The sequence below is a fragment of the Kitasatospora sp. NPDC093806 genome, from assembly GCF_040683335.1.
Taxonomy (GTDB): Bacteria; Actinomycetota; Actinomycetes; order Streptomycetales; family Streptomycetaceae; genus Kitasatospora.
Window position 1 is genome coordinate 127593 of sequence record NZ_JBFBDO010000001.1, and the last position, 21051, is coordinate 148643.

The 21051-nt window shown below is 73.9% G+C and carries 10 protein-coding genes and 1 pseudogene; all 11 read right to left on the reverse strand.

Translation table 11 applies throughout. The features are described from left to right. Window positions 1–25: 25 nt before the first annotated feature. Complete coding sequence (locus tag AB0N76_RS00575) at window positions 26–847, reverse strand: ABC transporter permease (RefSeq protein WP_363552002.1); 822 nt, start codon at window positions 845–847, stop codon at window positions 26–28. Continuing rightward, a complete protein-coding gene (locus tag AB0N76_RS00580; protein ID WP_363552004.1) occupies window positions 844–12099 on the reverse strand; it encodes an amino acid adenylation domain-containing protein in 11256 nt (3751 codons plus the stop codon). The genes AB0N76_RS00575 and AB0N76_RS00580 overlap by 4 nt, the downstream gene beginning before the upstream one ends. A 151-nt stretch (window positions 12100–12250) precedes the next feature. Beyond that, entirely contained in the window at window positions 12251–12961 is a 711-nt protein-coding gene (locus tag AB0N76_RS00585; protein ID WP_363552006.1) for a DsbA family protein, read from the reverse strand. A gap of 46 nt (window positions 12962–13007) precedes the next feature. Further along, window positions 13008–13769 carry a 3-oxoacyl-ACP reductase FabG gene (fabG, locus tag AB0N76_RS00590; RefSeq protein WP_363552008.1) on the reverse strand — a complete coding sequence of 254 codons (762 nt, stop codon included), beginning with the start codon at window positions 13767–13769 and terminating at the stop codon, window positions 13008–13010. Beyond that, a complete protein-coding gene (locus tag AB0N76_RS00595) occupies window positions 13766–14890 on the reverse strand; it encodes a beta-ketoacyl synthase N-terminal-like domain-containing protein (RefSeq protein WP_363552010.1) in 1125 nt (374 codons plus the stop codon). The genes fabG and AB0N76_RS00595 overlap by 4 nt, the downstream gene beginning before the upstream one ends. Next, window positions 14887–16119: a beta-ketoacyl-[acyl-carrier-protein] synthase family protein gene (locus AB0N76_RS00600; RefSeq protein WP_363552012.1), complete on the reverse strand. Its 1233-nt coding sequence runs from the start codon at window positions 16117–16119 to the stop codon at window positions 14887–14889. Before AB0N76_RS00600 ends, AB0N76_RS00595 begins: the two co-directional genes overlap by 4 nt. Before the next feature lie 25 nt (window positions 16120–16144). Beyond that, complete coding sequence (locus AB0N76_RS00605) at window positions 16145–16405, reverse strand: acyl carrier protein (RefSeq protein ID WP_363552014.1); 261 nt, start codon at window positions 16403–16405, stop codon at window positions 16145–16147. Then, a complete protein-coding gene (locus AB0N76_RS00610; protein ID WP_363552235.1) occupies window positions 16383–17222 on the reverse strand; it encodes a LysR substrate-binding domain-containing protein in 840 nt (279 codons plus the stop codon). The genes AB0N76_RS00605 and AB0N76_RS00610 overlap by 23 nt, the downstream gene beginning before the upstream one ends. Before the next feature lie 24 nt (window positions 17223–17246). Then, window positions 17247–17531: pseudogene (locus AB0N76_RS00615) on the reverse strand (LysR family transcriptional regulator); the annotation flags it as partial. Window positions 17532–17687: 156 nt separating this feature from the next. Next, window positions 17688–18482: an AfsR/SARP family transcriptional regulator gene (locus AB0N76_RS00620; RefSeq protein WP_363552016.1), complete on the reverse strand. Its 795-nt coding sequence runs from the start codon at window positions 18480–18482 to the stop codon at window positions 17688–17690. 179 nt (window positions 18483–18661) lie between these two features. After that, window positions 18662–20926 carry an MMPL family transporter gene (locus AB0N76_RS00625; RefSeq protein ID WP_363552018.1) on the reverse strand — a complete coding sequence of 755 codons (2265 nt, stop codon included), beginning with the start codon at window positions 20924–20926 and terminating at the stop codon, window positions 18662–18664. Between the last annotated feature and the right edge of the window lie 125 nt (window positions 20927–21051).

Genomic DNA, 21051 nt, shown 5'->3' on the forward strand with positions numbered 1-21051 from the left:
CTCGGGGCTCAGGCAGTCTCGGGGCTCAGGAGCCCGCGGTGCGGAAGCGGTGAAGGCTCACCGCGGAGCAGAAGGTGAACAGCACGCCCAGCGAGACGACGAGCACCACCGCCGGGTGCTCCGCCGGGAAGCCGCCGGCCGTCGGGGCGGGGTTGCCCCAGGCCTCGCGGCAGGCCGAGATCACCGCGCTGACCGGGTTCCACTCCGCGACCGGGCGGATCACGGCCGGCATGTTCTGCGGGGCGAGGAAGGCGTTGGAGAGGAAGGGCAGCACGACGACGATGAACGGGGTGACCACGCTGATCGTCTCCACCCCGCGCAGCGTCATCGCGAGCAGCACGCCGAGCCAGATCATCACGTAGGCGAAGACCACGATCAGCCCGAACCCGCCGAGCATCGGCAGCACGCCGCCGCTCGGCCGCCAGCCCAGCAGCAGGCCGGCGACCGTGACGATCGCCAGCCCCAGCACCCCGACCAGCAGGTCCGCCAGGGTGTGCCCGAAGAGCACCGCGGAGCGGCTGATCGGCAGTGACCGGAACCGGTCGACCAGCCCGCCTCTGAGGTCCATGGCCACCGAGATCGCGGTCGGCCCGACGCAGGCCAGGCCGACCTGGACGGCGCCGCCGGCAAACACGTACTCGGCGTAGTCGCCGCCGCTCGGCAGGGTCACGGCGTCCCGGAAGAGGTAGCCGAGCATCACCATCGAGACCAGCGGGCTGAGCGCCACGCCGATCACCCGGCCGGGGGCCCGGCCGAGGTGGCGCAGGCGGCGTCCGGCCACCGCGCCGACCTCGACCAGGACCGCCCGCAGGCCTGTGGGCCCGCCGACCACGAGGGTCGTACTCATGCCTTCCCACCCTTGGACTCGTCGTGCAGCCGCGCCAGTTCGGCGGCGACCGCCGGGCCGACCTGGGCCAGCGGCTCCGGGCCGAGGATGTCGTCGTGCGTGCTGTCGATCCGGTGGACGTCCATCGGACCGTCGAAGAACGGCCGCCACAGCTCGGTCGGGTCGCTGCCCTCCGCGCCCCAGCCGGTCGCCCGGGTGGCCACGAACATCGTCATCCGCCCGTCGTAACCACGCGGCCGGTAGCGGGTGTTGAGGCCCTGGTGGTGCCGCATCAGGTCGGCCATCCGGGCCATCCGCCGCTCGCCCATCCGGGCCATCGGGCTGTTGTCCCGGCGCAGCGCCTGGTAGACGTCCTCGATGGTCAGCTCGCGGTCGCCGAACTCCGAGCGGTGGTGTCCGATGCCCTCCAGCAGCCAGCCGAGCAGGGCCTGTTCGTCCCGCTCGTCGGCCAGGCCGGTGCGCGGGTAGGCGTCCAGGTTGGCCACCAGGCCGACCTCGGCGCCGGCCTCCCGCAGCTGGACGGCGACCTCGTAGGCGAGGATGCCGCCGAGCGACCAGCCGAGCAGGTGGTACGGGCCCTCCGGCTGGACGGCGCGGATCGACTCGACGTAGCCGGCCGCGGCCGCCTCGATGCTCTCCGGCAGCGGGGCGTCGCCGACCACACACGGCGCCTGCACGCCGTAGACCGGCTGGGCCGGGTCGAGGTAGCGGGTGAGCGGCAGGTACGAGAGGGCGAAGCCGACGCCGCTGTGCAGGCAGAACAGGGCGGGGCGGTCGCCGCCGCGCTCGATCCGCAGCATCGGGCTGAACGGGTCGGACTCGTCGTCGTGGCCGTCGGCCGCCGCGATCGTCTCGATCGCCTCGGCCATGATGTCGGTGCTGCCGCGCCGTTCCGGCGTCGCCTCCGGTGCCGCGGCCGGCTCCTCCTCGGCCGGCGAACCGGCCAGTGAACCGGCCAGCTCGCGGACCGTCTGGTGGGCGAAGACGTCGGCGATGCTGACCTCCAGCCCGGCCTTGCGGGCCAGGCTGACCACCCGCAGCGTCTTCATGCTGTCCATGCCGTGGTCGAAGAAGTTCAGGCCCGTCTCGAACTCCGGCTTCCCGAGCACCTCGGCGACGATCCCGCAGAGCGCCCGCTCCGCCTCGGTCAGCGGCGCCTCGGCCGTGGCCGGCTCGTCCGCCTCCGGGGCGGCCGGCTGCACCGCCGCCTCGCCCGGGGCCAGCAGCACCCCGGTCGGGTCCCACTTGGCCCGCTCGCCGGTGCGCAGCAGCACCGAGCCGGCCGGGCCGTACGGGTTCGCCACGAACCGCTGGGCGGTGTCGCCGGGGCGTCCGGCGTAGCCGCGCGGCAGGACCGCGCCCGCGACGTACACCTCGCCGACCACTCCGGGCGGCACCGGCCGCAGCCACTCGTCCAGGACGTAGCGCCGGCTGTTCCAGGCCGCCGCCTCGCGCGGCCCGAAGGTCGCCGGTCCAGCCCAGTCGGCGGGCAGCGGCTCGGCCGCGGCGGCGCCGCCCTCGGTCAGCACCGCGAGCAGTCCGGCCTCGGCGCCGCCGTGCTCCGCCCAGGCGGCCCGTTCGGCCGCCGCGCGGTGCTCGACGAGCAGGGCGGCCGGGCGGCCGTCCGCGCCCTCGGCGCGGATCGCGTACGCGGCGTGCTCGGGGCGCAGCGGCGCCGTCCGCTCGCCGTCGGCCAGCGGGCCGTCGGACTGGGCGAGCACCTCGGGGGCGTCCAGCACCACCGTGGGCAGCTGCAGCGGGCGCAGCCGGGGGGCGAGGCCCGCCGTGGTCAGCAGGCCGACCGGGGCGAGCTCGGCGAGCAGCGCCTTGATCCGGGCGGGCGGCTCGTCCGCCTCGACCGGCAGCACCGCCGCGCCCGACTTGAGCACCGCGAGGGCCGCCGTGGCCCGGTCGATCGGCCGCGGCACGGCCAGCGCGACGAACCGCTCCGGTCCGGCGCCGGCCTCGATCAGCCGGCGGGCCAGCCGGTTGGACCGGGCGTCCAGCTCGGCGTAGGTGATCCGCTGGGCGCCGGCCGTGACGGCGGGCGCGTCCGGGGTCCGGGCGGCCCGCTCCGCGAACAGCTCGGGCAGGGTGCGCTCCGGGCCGGCGTGGTCGGTGGCGTTCCAGCCGTCCAGCACCTGCGCGCGCTCCGCGTCGGAGAGCAGCGGCAGGGTGCTGAGCCGGGCCCGCGGGTCGGCGGCCACCGCGTGCAGCAGCCGGACGAACTGCTCGGTCATCCGCTCGACGGTGCCCCGGGTGAACAGGTCGGTGCGGTAGCCGAGCAGGCCGCGCACGATGTTCGTCTCCGGCCAGGGCACGATCTGCAGCACCAGGTCGACCTTGACCCGGTCGGTGGGCATGAACTCCAGGTTCGCCCGCAGGCCGGGCAGGTCCAGCCGGCCCTCCTCGTTGTTCTGCATGCTCAGCACGACCTGGAACAGCGGGTGCCGGGCCAGCGAGCGGCTCGGCCGGACCGCCTCGACGACCTGCTCGAAGGGCACGTCCTGGTGCGAGAACGCGGCCAGGTCGCTCTCCCGGAGCCGGTCCAGCAGCTCCAGGAAGGTCGGGTCGCCGCTCAGGTCGCTGCGCAGCACCAGGGAGTTGATGAACACCCCGACCAGGTCGTCGAGCGCCTCGTCGGTGCGGCCGGCGACGGTGATGCCGAGCGGGACGTCGGTGACGCCGCCGAGCCGGCCGAGCAGGGTGGAGAACGCGGCCTGCAGGACCATGAACTCGGTGGTGCCGGTGTTCCGGGCGATCTCGACCAGCTGCGCGTAGAGCGCCGGGTCCAGGTCGAACATCACCTCGTCGCCCTCGGTGCCGGCGACCTCCGGACGGGGGAAGTCGGTGGGCAGCTCCAGCTGCTCGGGGATCCCGGCGAGGGCGTCCCGCCAGTAGTCGAGCTGCCGGCCGACCAGGCTGTCCGGGTCCTCCGGGGAGCCGAGCAGTTCGCGCTGCCAGACCGCGAAGTCCGCGTACTGGACCGGCAGCGGCCGCCACTGCGGGGCGTGCCCGGCGGACCGGGCCCGGTAGCCGGCGGCCAGGTCGCGCAGCATCGGCGCCATCGACCAGCCGTCGAAGCCGATGTGGTGGAAGACCAGCAGCAGCACGTGCTCGTCCGGGCCGAGGTCGAACAGCCGGACCCGCAGCGGCGGTTCGGCGGTCAGGTCGAAGCCCTGGTCGGCCTCGGCGGCCAGCGCGGCGGCGAGGCCGTCCGCGGTGGTGTGCCGGGCCTTGAGCACCGGCGCCCCGGCGGCGGCGTCCAGCACCCGCAGCGTGGGCACGCCGTCGACCTCGGGCAGCACGGTGCGCAGCACCTCGTGCCGTTCGGCCAGGTCGGCGAGCGCCGCCTGGAGCGCCTCGGCGTTGAGCCGGCCGTTGAGCCGCAGCGCCACCGGCGAGTTGTAGGCCCCGCTGTCGCCCTCGCGGCGGTTGAGGAACCACTGCCGCTGCTGCGAGAAGGACAGCGGCGGCTCGGTGCCCTCGGGTGCGGGGGCGAGCGGGGTGCGGGCGGTGGCCGCGCCGGCCAGGTAGCCGGCCAGCGCCGCGACCGTCTTCTGCTCGAACAGCGCGCGGATCGGCAGTTCCACGCCGAGCGCGCTGCGGGCCCGGCTGACCAGCTTGGTGGCGAGCAGCGAGTGCCCGCCGATGGCGAAGAAGTCGTCGTCCACGGAGACCCGTTCGACGTCCAGGACGTCGGCGAACAGGCCGCAGAGGATCTCCTCGGTGGGCGTGCGCGGGGCCCGGCCCTCGGTCCGGCCGCCCAGTTCGGGGGCGGGCAGCGCCTTGCGGTCGAGCTTGCCCTGGGCGGTCAGCGGCAGCGCCTCCAGCGCGACCACCGCCGAGGGCACCATGTACTCGGGCAGCGACTCGGCCAGCCGCTCGCGCAGCAGTCCGGTGACCGCGGGGTCGGCGACCACCACGTGGGCGACCAGCCGGCGCTCGCCGTCGTCCTCCCGGACCGTCACCACGGCCTGCTCCACGCCCGGCTGGGCGAGCAGGGCCGAGGCGATCTCGCCGAGCTCGATCCGGAAGCCGCGCAGCTGCACCTGGTCGTCGGCGCGGTCGAGGTAGTCGAGCTGGCCGTCGGGCAGCCAGCGGACCAGGTCGCCGGTCCGGTAGAGCCGGCCGCCGGCCGGGCCGAACGGGTCGGCGACGAAGCGCTGCGCGGTGAGGTCGGGCCGGCCCAGGTAGCCGCGGGCCAGGCCGCCGCCGACGTAGAGCTCACCGGCCACGCCGACCGGGACGGGCACCAGGTCGCGGTCGAGCACGTAGACCCGGTGCGCGGTGGTGGGCCGGCCGATCGGCGGGCGGCCGTCGCCCTCCAGCGGGCCGCCGACGGTGGAGGCGACCACCGCCTCGGTCGGGCCGTACCCGTTGAACAGCCGGACCTTGTCGGCCCAGCGCTCGACCACCTCGGCGGGGACGGCCTCGCCGGCCACCGCGAGCCGCAGGTCGGCGGGGAGCGTGCTGCCCTCGGGCAGTCCGCCGACCACCACCGGCGGCAGGCCGGCCAGGTTGATCCGGGCCCGGTTGAGCAGGTCGACCAGCGGCTGGCCGGGGGCCCGGCACTCGTCGTCGGCGATCACCAGGGTGCCGCCGTTGAGCAGCGCCAGCATGAACTCCCAGACCGAGGCGTCGAAGCTGGCCGAGGCGAACTGCAGGACCCGGGTCTCCTCGTCCAGGCCGAACCGCTCGACCAGGCTGGCGACCATCGCCAGCAGGCCGGTGTGGGCGACCACGACGCCCTTGGGGCGGCCGGTGGAGCCGGAGGTGTAGATGACGTAGGCGGCGTGGCCGGCCCGCAGCGGGGCGGTCCGGTCGGCGTCGGTGAGGTCGCCGTCCGCCAGCGCGGCCGTCTCCGGGTCGTCGACCAGCAGGACCTCGCCGGCCGGCCAGCCGTGCTCGGCCGCCCGGGCCGCGGTGGCGGCGTCGGTCAGCAGGACGGCCGGGCGGGCGTCCGCCAGCATGTAGCCGATCCGGTCGTCGGGGTAGCCGGGGTCGACCGGCAGGTAGGCCGCGCCGGCCTTGAGCACGCCGAGGGCGGCGGCCACCAGGTCGGCGGAGCGCGGCAGCAGCACCGCGACGGTGCGCTCGGGGCCGACGCCGAGCCCGGTCAGCCGCCGGGCCAGCCGGTTGGCCCGGCGGTTCAGCTCGGCGTAGCCGGTCTCCTCGGTGCCGAGCAGGACGGCGGTCTTGTCGGGGGCCGCGGCCGCCCGGCGCTCGAACAGCTCGGTGGTGAGCAGCTCGGTCGGCTGCTGCGCGCGGGCCGCGCCGGACCAGTCGCCGAGCAGCTGGCCGCGCTCGGTCTCGTCCAGGGTCTCCAGCCGGCCGAGCGGGGTGGCCGGGTCGGCGACCAGGGCCTCCAGCACCCGGACGAAGCGCCGGACGGTGGCGGCGACCTCCTCGGGGCCGAACACGTCGGGCCGGTACTGGGCCTCCAGCCGGATCCGCTCGCCGGGGAAGACGCTCAGCGCCAGCGGGTACTCGGCGACGACCCGGGCCTCCCAGCCCAGCAGCCGCAGGCCGGGGATCCGCTCGGCGATGCCGTCCAGCACGCCGGCCGGGTAGTTGTGGTAGCTGACCACGGTGTCGAACAGCTCGCCGATGCCGGCGCCCTGCTGCACCTCGGCCAGGCCGAGGTGGTGGTGCTCCTCCAGGCCGAGCTGGCGGTCCTGGAGGTCGGCCAGCATCGCCTCGGCGCTCAGCCCCGGGTCCAGGTTCACCCGGACCGGCAGGGTGTGCAGGAAGGCGCCGACCATCCGGTCGACCTCGGGCAGGTCGGCCGGGCGGCCCGAGTAGACCGCGCCGAAGGTGACGTCGCGGCGGCCGGTGAGCCGGCCGAGGGTGATCGCCCAGGCGCCCTGGACCACGGTGTTCATGGTGAGTCCGCGGGCCTTCGCCCAGCCGCCGAGCGCGTCGGTCAGCCGGGTGTCCAGCTCGCTCTCCCAGGTGCCGGGCAGCGCCGAGACCTGGCCCCGGTCGGCCGGGCCGAGCCGGGTCGGCTCGTCGATGCCGGCCAGCTCCTTCTGCCAGGCCTCGCGGGCGCCCGCCTTGTCCTGCGCGGCCGACCACTCCAGGAAGCCGCGGGCCGGGACCACCGGCGCCAGCGCCGCGACGTCCGCGCCGTTCGCCCACAGCTCGACCAGCTCGCCGGCCAGCACCGCGGACAGCGACCAGCCGTCCACCAGCATGTGGTGCGCGGTCCACACCACCCGGTGCCGCTCGGCGCCGAGCCGGTAGACGGTGAACCGGGTGAGCGGGGCCCGCTCGACCTCGAAGCGGCGCAGCCACTCCTCGTCGGTGAGCCGCCGGACCTCGTCCTCCTGCTCCTCGGCCGGCACGCCGGTGAGGTCGACCTCGGTCCACGGCAGCGGCACCTCGGCGGAGACGATCTGCACCGGGTCGCCCAGGTCGCGGCTGTGGAAGGAGGCCCGCAGGCCGGGGTTGCGGGCGAGCAGCGCGCCGGCCGCGGCGTGCAGCGCCGAGCGGTCGAGCGGCCCGCCGAAGTCCATCACCACCTGGAGCGTGTAGGCGTCCATGCCGTGCCGGTCGAACTCGGCCGCGAACAGCAGGCCGCGCTGCAGCGGGGAGAGCGGCAGGATGTCGGCCAGGTTCTCGAACTCCCGCTCGTACGCCTCGATCTCCGGCTGGGTCAGCGCGACCAGCGGGAACTCGGACGGGGTGCGGCCGCCGGCGCCGGGCCGGGCGGCGTGCGCGGCGAGCGCCTCCAGGGCGCGGAACCAGCCCTCGGCGAGCTGCCGGACGTCCTGCTCGGACAGCAGGCCCTCGGCCCAGGTCCAGTCGGCGACCAGGACGGCGCCGCCGGGCCGCTCCTCGGTGATCGAGACCAGGTCGACGGCGTAGCGCAGCGGGGTGTCGGGCGAGGCGGTGAGACCGGCGCCGCCGCTCTCGACCGACCAGGCGCCGCCGCTGCCGGCCGCGAACCGGCCCAGGTAGTTGAAGCCGATCTCCGGGGTCCCGAGCCGGCCGAGCACCCCGGCGGTCTGCGGGTTGAGGTGGCGCAGCAGGCCGTGGCCGAGGCCGTGGTCGGGGAGCGCGCGCAGCTGCTCCTTGATCCGCTTGAGGGCGGTGCCGGCGGCCGCGCCGCCGGTGAACGCCTCGGCCCAGTCCAGCTCGCCGAGGTCGAGGGCGAGCGGCAGGACGCTGGTGAACCAGCCGACCGTGCGGGACAGGTCGACGCCCGGGAAGACGTCCTCGCGGCCGTGGCCCTCCAGCTCGACCAGGGTGCGCCGGCCGGTGCGGCCGTGTTTGCGGTGCCAGTCGCCGACGGCCAGCGCCAGCGCGGTCAGCAGCACCTCGTTGGCCTCGGCGTGGAAGACCGCGGGCACCCGGGTGAGCACCTCGGCGGTGCGGTCGGCGGACAGCTCGACGCGCAGCCGGCCGGCGGTGCGGTGGACGTCCCGCGCGGGGTCGGTGCGGCGGTCCGCGACCGGGGCCCGCTCGGCGGTCGACTGCTCGGCCCAGAACGGGAGTTCGGCGACCCGGTGGGCGGCCCGGGACTCCTCGGAGAGCAGCTTGGCCCAGCGCCGGAAGGAGGTGCCGACCGGGTCGAGGCGGATCGCGGTGCCCGTGCGGGCGGCGTCGAAGGCGGCCGCCAGGTCGGGCAGCAGGATCCGCCAGGAGACGCCGTCCACGGCGAGGTGATGGATCACCAGCAGCAGCCGGTCGGCCGGGCCCTCGCCGGGCAGCCGGACGGCCTGCACCAGCAGCCCCTCCTCGGGGCGCAGCCGGGCGCGGGCGGCGGCCAGCTGCCCCTCGAAGTCGGCGTCCGCCGCGGCGGGGTGGAGCACCTGCTCGGCGCGGACGGCGCCGACCGGCAGGGTCTCGGCGGACCACAGGCCGGGGACCGGCTCGGTCAGCCGCAGCCGCAGCGCGTCGTGCCGGTCCAGCACCGCCTGGAGCGCGGGCAGCAGCTCCTCGGTGCGCGCGCCGGCCGGCAGGGTGACGGTCGCGTACTGGGCGAACTCCCGGGCGGGGCCGTCCAGTCGGCCGAGCTCCTCGCGCAACTGGTCGATCACCGGGGTGAGTTCGACGGCGCCGACGCCGTCCGCCTCCGCTTCCGGGGCGGCCGGCTCGGCCGCCCGGACCACGGCGGCGATGCCGGCCGGGGTGCGGTGCCGGAAGACGTCCCGGGGGGTGACCGCCAGGCCGGCCTTGCGGGCCCGGCTGACCACCTGGATGACGGTGATGGAGTCGCCGCCGAGCGCGAAGAAGTTGTCGTCCGGGCCGATCCGGGGCAGGCCGAGGGCCTCCGCCAGCACCTGGCAGAGCACCTCCTCCTGCGGGGTGGCCGCGGCCCGGCCGGTCTCGGTCCGCTCGAACGCGGGGGCGGGCAGCGCCTTGCGGTCCACCTTGCCGTGCGCGGTCAGCGGCAGCCGGGGCAGCGCGATCAGCACGGAGGGCACCATCGGGCCGGGCAGCAGCGCGGCCAGCTCGGCGCGCAGCGCGTCGGTGTCCAGCGCGGCGGCGGCCGCGGCCTCGTCGCCGGCGGCCTCCGGGGCCAGGTAGCCGACCAGGCGCTTGTGCCCGGCCCGGTCCGGCACGCCGACCACGATCGCGTCGCCCACGCCGGCCAGCGTGCGCAGCGCCGACTCGACCTCGCCGGGCTCGATCCGCTGGCCGCGGATCTTCAGCTGGTGGTCGCGCCGCTCCAGGAACTCCAGCTTGCCGTCGCCGCGCAGCACCACCCGGTCGCCGGTGCGGTACATCCGGGCGCCGCCGCCCGCGAAGGGGTCGGCGAGGAAGGTGGTGGCGGTGCGGCGCGGGTCGCCGAGGTAGCCGCGGCCGACGCCGGCGCCGCCGATGAACAGCTCGCCGGGCACGCCGCGCGGCACCGGCGTCAGGTCGTCGCCGAGCACGTACAGGGTGGTGTTGCGGACCGGGCGGCCGATCGGCGCGGTGGGCCCGTCGACGGTCTCGCCGGGCCGGACGAACTCGTGGGTGACGTCGTCGGAGCACTCGGTGGGCCCGTACATGTTGGCCACCGGGACGGCCGGGTGGTAGCCGGACCAGCGCGCGCACAGTTCGGCGGGCAGCGCCTCGCCGTTGGAGATCAGCACCCGCAGGGTGGGCAGGGCGGGCGAGCGGCCGGCCGCGTCCCAGGCGTCCAGGGTCGCGCGCAGCAGCGAGGGGACGACCTCCAGCACGGTCAGCTTCTCGGCGGCGATGGTGCCGAACAGGGCGTCCGGGTCGGCCTGGACGTCCCGGTGGACCGGGCGGGTCCGGCCGCCGGCGACCAGGCCGGAGAGGGTCTGCCAGACCGTCACGTCGAAGGTGACCGGGGAGCTGTGGACCACCGCGGCGTCCTGGTCCAGGGCGAGGTCCTCGACCTTGGCCAGCAGGTGGTTGACCATGCCGCCGCGCTCCACCAGGGCGCCCTTGGGGCGGCCGGTGGAGCCGGAGGTGTAGATCACGTAGGCGAGGTCGCGCGGGTCGTCGCCGACCGGCGCCAGGGCCTCGGGGGCCACCCGGGCGCCGTCCAGCTCGTGCACCGTGACCGGGCGGCCGACCTGGACGCCGGCCCGCTCGGCGAGCTCGCGGTGGGCCCGGTCGGCGAGGACGGCGGTGGCGCCGCTGTCGGCGAGCAGGTCGGTCAGCCGGGCCAGCGGGGCGCGCGGGTCGAGCGGCAGGAAGGCCCGGCGGGTGCCGAGCACGCCGAGCTCGGCGACCAGGAAGTCCCGGCCGGGCTCGGTCAGGATGGCGACCACGCCGCTGTCGCCAGCGAGCAGTTCGGACACGGCGCCGGCCCGGCCGGCCAGTTCGGCGTAGGTCAGCACGCCGCCGTCGTCGGTGACGGCGACCGCGTCGGGGCGCTGCCGGGCGTGCTCGCGGACCCGGTCGACCACGCCGAGGTAGGGCTCGGTGCGGACCGGCCCGGTGAGCGCGGCGGTCAGCTCGGCCCGCTCGGTGGGGGCGAGCAGGTCCAGCGCGGCGAGCGGGGTGTCCGCGTCGGCGGAGACGAACCGGTCGAGGAAGGTGAGGAAGCGGGTGAGGTGGTCGCGCAGCTCGTCCCGGTCGTAGCGGGCCTCGTTGCCGCTGAGGTCGAGGGCGATGCCCGCCTCGCCCTTGTCGGCCAGGGTGAACTCGAAGTCGTCGATGAGGCCGGTGGAGAGGTTGTGCATGACGGCCTCGCACGGGCCGATCGACAGCTTCTCGATCTGCGGCATCATGTTGACGAACGGCCCGAACGCCCGGCGGTCGTCGCTGGACAGGCCCATGCCGCGGCGGATCCGGCTGACCCGCAGGCGCTGGTGCTTGAGCCCGCCGGCGAGCTCCTTGTACGCCGCCGCGAGCAGCTCGCCGCGGGTCAGGCCGGGGTGCACGGCAAGGCGCAGCGGCACGTAGTTGACCACCATGCCGGGGATGACCTGCATGGTGCCGCCGACCCGGGCGGTGACCGGCAGCGAGAGCAGCACGTCCTGGGCGCCGGTGATCCGCTGGGTGTAGGCGCCGACGGCCGCCACCACGACGCTCTGCCAGGTCGCCCGGATCTCCCAGGCGATGGCGCGCATCTTCTCGGCGATCTCCACCGGCAGCACGGTCTGCTCGCGCAGGAAGGTCTGCGCGGGCTCGGCGTCCCGGCGGGAGAAGGTGATCGGCTCGGGCGCGTCGGTGAGCCGCTGCTCCCAGTAGGCCCGGTCGCGGGCGTGGTGCTTGTGGTCGACGTACGCGGCCTCGGCGTCGATCAGGGTCTGCAGCGGGGCGAACCGGCCCTCGTCCGGGTCGCCGCCTTCCAGCAGGGTGGCGTAGATCGCGGACAGCCGCTGCCAGTAGATGACGTAGCTGAAGCCGTCGGAGGCGAGGTGGTGGTTGTTCAGGCAGAAGACGATCCGGTCCTCGGCCAGCAGGTAGACGCTGAGCCGGAACAGCGGCTCGCCGGAGGCGATGTCGAACGGGATCGCCATGTCGGCGCGGATGCCGTCGCGGGCGGCCTCGAACGGGTCGGCCGCGGCGCTCACGTCGGTGATCGCCAGCGGCGGTTCGGGCAGCGGCTCGACGATCTGCCGCGGCTCGCCGTCGACCTCGAAGTACCGGGTGCGCAGGCACTCGGACTCCTCGACGAGCCGGCCGAGCGCGGTCAGGAAGAGGTCCCGGTCCAGCGGCCCCTGGATGTCCCAGAAGATCGCCGTGTTGTAGCTGGCGCCGCCACCGGTGATCTTCTCGTCGAACCAGATGTCCTGCTGGCCCGCGGTGAGTGGCAGGCCGGCCGTCCGAACGTCATCCATAGCTATCCCCTCGACAAGGTCACCCGGCGGTACGGACGATGCTTGTCGCGCCCGCTGACACCTCGCTGACCTGCAACTGACGCAGAATGTGCCGGGGCGCCGTCCTGGCGCCCCGGCGGTGTTTGCCCAACTGGCGTGCGGTGCCGGCGGGTCAGCCGCAGCCGCCCGCGTGGCCGTCGTCGATCGACGGGCCGAGCCGCACGGCGCCGTTGTACGGCTCCGGCAGGGAGGTCGCGGCGAGGCCCTTGCCGCGCATGTAGGCGGCGAAGTCGTCGAGCCGGTCCAGACCCCAGAAGCGGGTGAAGCCGTGGACGAAGAACGGCACCCCGAAGACCCCGTCGGTGCCGGCCTGGGCCAGCAGCCGGGTGCCCTCGGCGCGCAGGTCCGGGTCGTCGACCGCGCCGGCGACCAGGTCGCCGTCGACGCCCAGCGAATCGCCGATCTCGCCGACCACCTTCGGGTCGCAGATGTCGCGGCCCTCCAGGAAGCGGGCCTGGTAGCAGGCGGCGATGTAGGCGCGGCCCTGGCCCTTGGCCTCGGCGACCAGGTAGCCCAGGTGCGGGACCTCCCAGACCGAGTCCCGGTCCACCGGCCAGGTCATGTCGATGCCCCGGTCCTTCGCGAGCCGGCCGATGTCCTGGAGGATGTACATGTTCTTGGCCCGGGTCATCTCGCCGACCACGTACTCGCCGCCGAACTCGGCCAGCATCTCGGTGGTCTTGGCGTCCGGCTCGCAGAACGGCACCCATTCGACGCCCTCGGCGATGTCGGGCAGCCGGGTGGTCAGTTCCCGGTGGAGCAGCCAGGAGTACGGGCTGCGCAGGGAGAAGTAGAACCGCGGAATCTTGGTCTTCTTGGCCATGCCAAAGAACCCCTTTTGAGGACGGGAGGAAGAGGGCCGGCGGGCCTCAGACGACGAGTCCGCCGTCGACGCCGAACACCTGGCCGGTGATGTAGGACGCGCGCTCGGACACCAGGAAGGAGACCAGGTCCGCGACCTCCTCGGGCCGGCCGAACCGACCCAGCGGGATGCGCTCGGCCATCTTCCCGGCGTAGCCCTCGGCGAGTCCGGAGATCATGTCGGTCTCGATGAACCCCGGCGCGACGACGTTGGCCCGGATCCCGTACGGGCCGGCCTCCTTCGCCACCGCCTTGGTGAAGCCGATCAGTCCGGCCTTGGAGGCCGAGTAGTTGGCCTGGGTGGCGTTGCCGTACACGCCGGCCACCGAGGACAGCGTGACCAGCGAGCCGGTGCGGCGCTTCATCATCGCGAAGACCGCGGCCTTGCAGACGTGGTAGGTGCCGTCCAGGTTGGTCCGCAGCACCGCGTCCCAGTCCGCCTCGGAGAGCATGACCAGCGGGTTGTCCCGGACGATGCCGGCGCAGGAGACCACCGTGTGCAGCGGCCCCAGCTCCTTCTCGACCGTCTTCACGAAGGTCCGCACCTCGCCGGCGTCGGCCACGTCCACCTTGCGGGCCAGCACCGCGGCGCCGTGGCCGGTCGCCTCCTTGGCGACGGCCTCCGCCGCGTCCTGGTCCGACCGGTAGCAGAACGCGACGTCGTAGCCGTCCCGGGCCAGCCGGTCCACCACGTGGGCGCCGATGCCCCGGGAGCCGCCGGTCACCAGGGCGACCTTGCGGGCCGCCGACCCGTCCGTCGTCCCGGTCACCGCGCCCACCCGCCGATCACGGCACAGCCGACCTGGCCGTCCCGCTCGATGCCGGTGACCAGCGCGACCCCGTCCGGGGTCAGCCCGCCGAGCTCCGCCCGGGCCAGCACCGCGGCCAGCTGGAGCCCGGTCGCCGCGCCGGCGGTGTCGCCGAGCAGCGGCCGGCAGCGGATCCACTCCGGCTCCGCCGAGGCCCCGAGCACGTCGTCGAGCGCCTGCTCCTCGACGGTGTCGAAGCCGTCGCCCGCGCCCAGCGGCGCCACCAGGGTGACGTCCGCGGGGGTCACGCCGGCCCGGGCCAGCGCGTCCCGGACGCAGCCGGCGAGCGCCGCGCGGGCGTCGCCGCGCTCGGCGAACGCGCGGAACCGGGTGCCGAGCAGCCGGGCCAGCGGGGTGCGCCCGGCCTCGACCGCGTCCTCGGCGCGCTCCAGCAGGCAGACCGAGGCGCCCTCGCCGAGCGGGGTCTCGCGGTCCTCGCCCACCCGGCCGTGCCACTCGATCCAGGCCCGCTGCTCCGAGTACTCCTCGGCGGCGCCGCACAGCACCCGGGTGGCGTGGCCGCCGCGGTGCAGCCGGGCGGCGTAGCTGAGCGCGAGCAGGCCGGCCAGCCGGCCGCCGGTGATGGTGGTGTTGGGACCCTTGAGCCCGTGCCAGATGGCGCTCTGCCCGGCGGCCCGGTTCATGATGGCGTTCGGGAAGTTGGCCGGTTCCACGTGGTACGGCCGCTCGCCGGTGAGCGAGCCCTTGGTGAAGTCCATGGTGCTCTGGAGGCTGCCGGAGCCGGTCCCGAGCACCAGCGCGATCTGCTCCGGACGCTCCGTCAGGCCCGGTCCGCAGTCGGCGAGCAGGCGCCCGACCGCGGTGACGGTGATCGCCGTCACCCGGTCCATGTTGCGGGTGCCCTTCTTGCCGACGTACTTCGCGGCGCTGAAGTCCGGGATCAGGCCGGCCCGCGCGAACGGGCCGGGGTGGGCCTCCCGGTCCAGCTCGCCGACGCCGGAGTGGCCGGCCAGCACGCCGTCCCGGTAGGGCTCGCTGCCCACCCCGTACGGGGACACCGCCGACCAGGCGGTGAAGACCAGCCCGGCCCGGTCGGTGGCGGTCTGCGGTGCGGTGGTCACGACGCCTCCCGGTACCGGCCGAGGATCAGCACGGCGTTGTTGCCCGCGAAGGCGAGCCCGTTGTTCTGGACCATGTTCAGCTCGGCGGTCCTGGCCTCGTTGGGCACGCAGTCCACGCCGCACTCCGGGTCGGTCTCCCGGTGGTTGATGGTCGGCGGGATGAAGCCGTGCGAGATGGCGAGCGCGCAGGCGGCCGAGGCCAGCGCGCTGGCCGCGCCCATCGCGTGCCCGATCATCGACTTGATCGAGACCACCGGCGGCGGTGCGTCGAACACCTGCCGGATGGCGCCGGCCTCGGTCACGTCGTTGGCCTTGGTGCCGGTGCCGTGCGCGGAGATGAAGTCGATGTCCTCCGGCTTGACCCCGGCGTTGCGGTGGGCGATCTCCATGCAGCGGGCCAGGCTGTCCCGGTCCGGCGCGACCGGGTGGTGCGCGTCGCAGTTCAGCCCGTACCCGAGCACCTCGGCGTAGATCCGCGCGCCGCGGGCGGTCGCCGACTCCAGGCTCTCCATCAGCAGGATGCCGGCGCCCTCGCCGGTGAGGATGCCCTTGCGGTCCTTGTCGAAGGGCCGGCAGGCGTCCGGGGCGATGGTGCCGAGCCGGTAGAAGCCGGAGAAGGTCTTGCGGCAGACGGCGTCGGCGCCGCCGCACAGCGCGATCTCCGCGTCGCCGTCCCGGATCGCGTCGAACCCGCTGCCGACGGCGTAGTTGCCGGCCGAGCAGGCGGTCGGGATGGTGAGCGCCTCGACGTCGGTGAGGCCGAGTTCGCGGACGATGCCGAGCGACAGCCCACCGGCCTGGGTCCGGCGGACCACGTCCGCCGACCACGACTCGGGGCCGTGCTCCAGCTGCTGCCCGACCAGCACGTCCAGGTCGCGGGACTCCGCGTCAGTCGTGCCGACCGAGACCAGCGCCCGGCGGCGCCGGAGCTCCTCGGGGCTCAGCCCGCTGTCGGCCACCGCCATGTTGGCGGCGGCCACCGAGAACTGGGTGGCGCGCCCCAGTTCGTCCGGGTCCAACCGGTGGATCCACTCCCCCGGGGCGAAGTCGTCGACCTCGCACCCGTTGGAGTGGGCGAATCCCGTCGTGTCGAAGGCCGTGATCGGCTTGACCCCGCTCCGGCCGGCCCGCAGGCCGTCCAGGAAGGCGGGGACGCCGAGGCCGATGCTGGTGACCACGCCGAGGCCGGTGATGACGACGCGGCGCGGCCGTTGCTCGTTCTCGTGCACGTGCACTCCCGTCCCGAGACCCGAGTTACGCCTTGGCGGCCAGGGCGTCTTCCACCACGGCGGCCACGCCGTTCAGGTTGACCATCCGGGACAGCTCGGCCTGGTCGATGTCGATGCCGAAGGCACGCTCCAGCTGGGACAGGATCTCGATGGCGCCCATCGAGTCGGCGTCGTGGTCCTCCTTGAAGAGGCTGGTGTCGGTGACCTCGTCCTCCTCGATCTCGAGGATGTCGCAGACGAGTTCCTTGATCTTGGCGCGACGCTCAACGTCGGTGTTCAGGCTCATGTCGGCCATGCTGGTCGAGCGCCCTGACAAGGCCCTGACCCACCGCTGACCGGGCGCTGACGGGGCTGGTCGGATACCCGCCCAATTCGGCGAAATCCTCCGGGTGTTCGGCGATCCAGGACCAGTACCGGGGGATCGATCGGGCGTACTCGCAGTAGTATTGCCGGACCGTGTCGGCCAGCCGGCCGACCGTGGCCCGGCTGATCGAGCCGTTGCGCCACATCAGCTGCATCTCGGTGCGGCGGGTGCCCGCGAGCGGCACCAGCCGGACGTCGCTGTTGGCCCCGGTCGGCGTGGCCAGCGCGGCCGCCCCGCCCTCGCTCACCCAGCTCATCGCCTCGGCGTGGCTGGCCACCCGGTGGAGCAGCTGCGGGGTGACGCCGAAGCCCTCGAACAGGGCCGACTCGACCCGGTGGAACCAGTGGTCCCGGGTGAAGCGGACCCACTTCAGCGCGGCGAGGTCGGCGACGCCCACGATCGGCCGCTCGGCCAGCGGGTGCCCCTTGGGCAGGGCCACCCAGACGGGTTCGCGGACCACCACCACCCGGGCCAGCGCGGGTTCCGGCTCGCTCTCCGGCGGCCCGATGCCGGCGTCGGGGACCAGCGCCGCCGTCAGCGCTCCGCGCAGCAGGGCCGCGACGGCGATGTCCGGTCCGACCGTCTCGGTCCGCACCTCTTTGCCGGGCACCGCGGCCTGCAGCGCGCCCCGCAGGGTCGGCGGGGTCCACTCGGCGTTGCCGAAGCAGAGGATGTCGGAGACGGTCGCGGAGGCCTCGGCGATCAGCGCGTCGGCGCGCTCGACGAGGTCCAGCATCATGGGGATTAATCGCTCGCCCAGAATGGTTGGGACGACTCCTGAGCGCGAGCGGATGAAGAGCTCCCCGCCCATCGCTTTCTCGATTCTTCGCAACTGGGCCGTGAGCGAAGGTTGTGGAATCTTGAGCTCGGCCGCCGCTTTGGATATACTTCGATTATTGGAAATCGTCGCGACAACCCTGGCATGGCGTAGTTCAACATTCACACTGCCCCCCTGGCCAAGCGGAATCGCTCGTCGAAGAACCGGAAGGCCCCCGCCGACCGCCCGAAACGTAATTCCAGACTTTCTCCCGCATGTCGGCAAGAGCATTCACGATGCTAGCAGGGCATACCTGTATCGTCCACCAAGAGACTTTTACGGATCTTGGTGGACGATTGTTTATGCCGCCGCGGGTCCCCCCGCGGCGGCGTCCGCTCGGCGCGCGCCGGTGTCCGCTCGGCGGACTCCCGGCCGGCCTCCCTCGGGCTAGGCGATCCTCGCCCCCAGCGCCCGGCGGGGCTCCCCGAGCACCTCGTCCTGCTCCAGGATCGCCTGGTACACCCGGTGCATCGCCCGCCCGGGCTCCAGTCCCAGATCGCTCACCAGCCGCCGCCGGGCGCCGTGGAAGACGTCCAGCGCCTCGGTCTGCCGGCCCTCCTGGTAGAGCGCGAGCATCAGCAGCTCGCTCAGCCGCTCCCGCTCCGGGTGCTCGGCGGCCGCCTCCCGCAAGCCCGCTATCGACACCCGGTTGTGACGCAGCGCCAGCTTGGCCTCGGTGAGGTCCTCGTAGGCGGTCAGCCGGCGCTCCTCCAAGTGGGCCGCCTGGATCCGGCAGCGCATCCCCTCGCAGGAGTTCACCGCGTCCTGCAGCGCCGGACCGCGCCACAGGCCGAGCGCCCGCTCCAGCACCGGCAGCGCCTCCGCCGGGTGGTGGCCCAGCAGCTCGGCACCGGTCTCCGCCAGGACGAGGAAGCGGTGCGCGTCCACCGCCTCGGCCGGGACGTCCAGCAGGTAGCCGTGCCCGACGGTGCGGACCAGCTCGTCCGAGCCGGTCACCGACTGGAGCAGCTTGCGCAGCCGGCCGATATTCGCCTGCAACGCGTTCCGGGCATTGGCAATACGCTGCTCCGCCCACAACTCGTCGATGAGCCGGTCGAATGTGACCACCGATCCGGGGGCCGCGGCCAGCAGCGTCAGCACCGCCCCGACCCGCTTCGAGGCGACCGCCCAGCGGCGATTCCCCACGGACAGCGAAAGCGAACCGAGCAGTAGAATTTCCATGGCCAGGACCCCCGTCGTCGTAAGCTCTGGCCCATCGTGTCGAATTTGTCAGGTGCGGGGAAATACCATCTCGCCGAGCGGCGGCGGACCGGATGGTATGGCCGCTGCCCGGGCCGCCACGAAAGGCGGCGCCGGACCGGGCGGGGGCCCCGGTCCGACGCCAGTCTCTGGGGGTGTGGTCAGACACCCGTTCCCACCGTGGCCGGCACCGGCGCGGCCGGGTCGTCGCCCCGGCGCGGGAGCTTCGCGGGCCACCAGGCCAGCCGGCCCAGCAGGGTCAGCGCGGCCGGCAGGATCATCACCCGGATGATGAAGGCGTCCAGCAGGACCGCGACCGCGAGGCTGAAGCCGATCTGCTTCATCTCCGCCAGGTGCAGGAACATGAAGCTCGCGAAGACCGTCACCATGACCGCCGCGGCGCTGGTGACCACCTTGGCCGAGCGGGCGATGCCGTCCAGGACCGCCTGCCGGGTGGGCATCCCGCTCAGCACCGCCTCGCGGATCCGGCTGACCACGAAGACCTGGTAGTCCATCGAGAGGCCGAACAGGATCACGAAGAGGAAGAGCGGGACCCGCGAACCGATCGCGTTGGTGGCGCTCTCGTCGAAGCCGAACAGGGTGGACGCCAGGCCCCACTGGAAGAAGATCACCAGCAGGCCGAGCGAGCCGCCGACCGAGATCAGGTTGAGCACCACGCCGACCAGGCCGATGACCACCGAGCGGAACACCACGGCCGTCATCAGGAAGGTCAGCAGCAGCAGGAAGCCGACCACCAGCGGCAGCTTGTCGTTCTGGTGGGTCAGGTAGTCGGCGTCGCGGGCCGAGTCACCGGTGACCCCGAACTCCGCGCCGGACAGCTTGCCGACCGTGGCGGGCACGTAGTCGTCGCGCAGGTGGTCCAGCGAGGCGCCGGCCTCGTCCGAGCTCTGCCGGAACGGCACGTTCAGGGTGAGCTGGCTGACCCGCTTGTCGGCCGAGGTCTGCAGCTGCGGCTGCACCCCCTTGGCGAACACCGGGTCGGCCTGCGCCTTGCGGCCGAGCTCCTGGAGCGCCGCGCCGACCGCGCCGGCCTGGCCCGGGTCCGCGCTGACCACCACGGTGTGCTGGACCCGCAGGTGCGGGAAGGCGTCGTTCAGCCGGTCGTAGGTCTGCATCGCCGGGATCTGCCGCGAGTGGGTGTCGCGGTTGAGCACCCGCAGCTGCATCCCGAAGGCCGGCAGCGCCAGCGCGCCCATCGCCAGGCAGGAGATCAGCAGGGTGGCGACCGGCTTCTCGCTGGCCGGCCGGAGCACGGCGGTCCAGGCCTTGCCCAGCTCCGCCTTGCGCGGCTTGGCCGCCTTCGGCGCGGTGCCGCGGGAGGCGTCCTTGGCCGCGCGGCGGGCCGCCCGGCGGTTGGCGCGGTGGCCGATCTTCACCAGCAGGGCGGGCAGCGCGGTCATCGAGCTGGCCATGGCGACCAGGACGACCACGATGGCGCCGGTGGCCAGCGAGGAGAAGATGATGTCGGTGGCCAGGTACAGGGTGGCGGTGGAGATGATCACGGCGACGCCGGAGACCATCACCGCCCGGCCCGAGGTGGCCGCCGCGATCTCGACCACGGCCTCCGGGCTGAGCTTGCCGCCGCTGTTCTTCTGCTCCTCGCGCTCACGCTTGAGGTAGAAGAGCGCGTAGTCGACGCCGACCGCCATGCCGATCAGCAGGATGACGTTGTTGCCGACGCCGGCGTCCGGCATGACGTGCGAGATCACCATGGACAGGCCCATCGCCGCCATGATCGAGGAGATCGCCAGCAGCAGCGGGACGCCGACCATCAGCACCGAGCCGAAGACCACCGCCAGGGTGATCAGGGTGACCGGGAAGGTGATCGCCTCGGAGGTGGCGAGGTCGGAGCTGCGCTGTTCGTTGAGGCCCTTGCTGACCGAGCCGCTGCCGGTCTCCTCGACCACCAGGTCGGGGTTGGCCTTCTGCACCTGCTCGGTCTGCTCCAGCAGCGGGGCGACGTTCTTCTTCGCCTCCAGCTCGGGGCCCTTCATGGTCACCTCGACCATGGTCATCCGGCCGTCGGCGGACTTCACCGGCGCGGCCACCTGCTCGACCTCGGCCAGCTTGCCCATCCGGGCGGTGATGTCCGCCGCGACGGCGTCGGCCTTGGCCTTGTCCAGCGTGCCGGACTTGGCGGAGATCATCACCTGCTCGGCCGGCTTGTGCTGGAGGCCGGACGCGGCGGCGATCTTGTCCGCCCGGCCGGACTCGCCGACGTAGTAGTCCTTGGCCACCGCGTTGTTCGTCCCCGCCGCGATGCCCACCGCGAGGCACAGCACGACGAACGCGAACCAACCGGCGATGGCCTTGCCGGGGTGCAACGCACTCCAGCACGCCACCCTCACGGTGATCGGCTGCTTCTTCACTGGCCCATGCTCCTTACCGATCGTCACGTCCACCATGTGTAAGTCGAGAATGACAGGTGTTGGGCCGGAGGGTCAACTGAAAGTCGAAACTCGGCCAGAACGTCGCGGTTCGGCCGCCCACCTCGAACTCCCGTCCGCCGAACGGGAATTCGAGCCTGGAC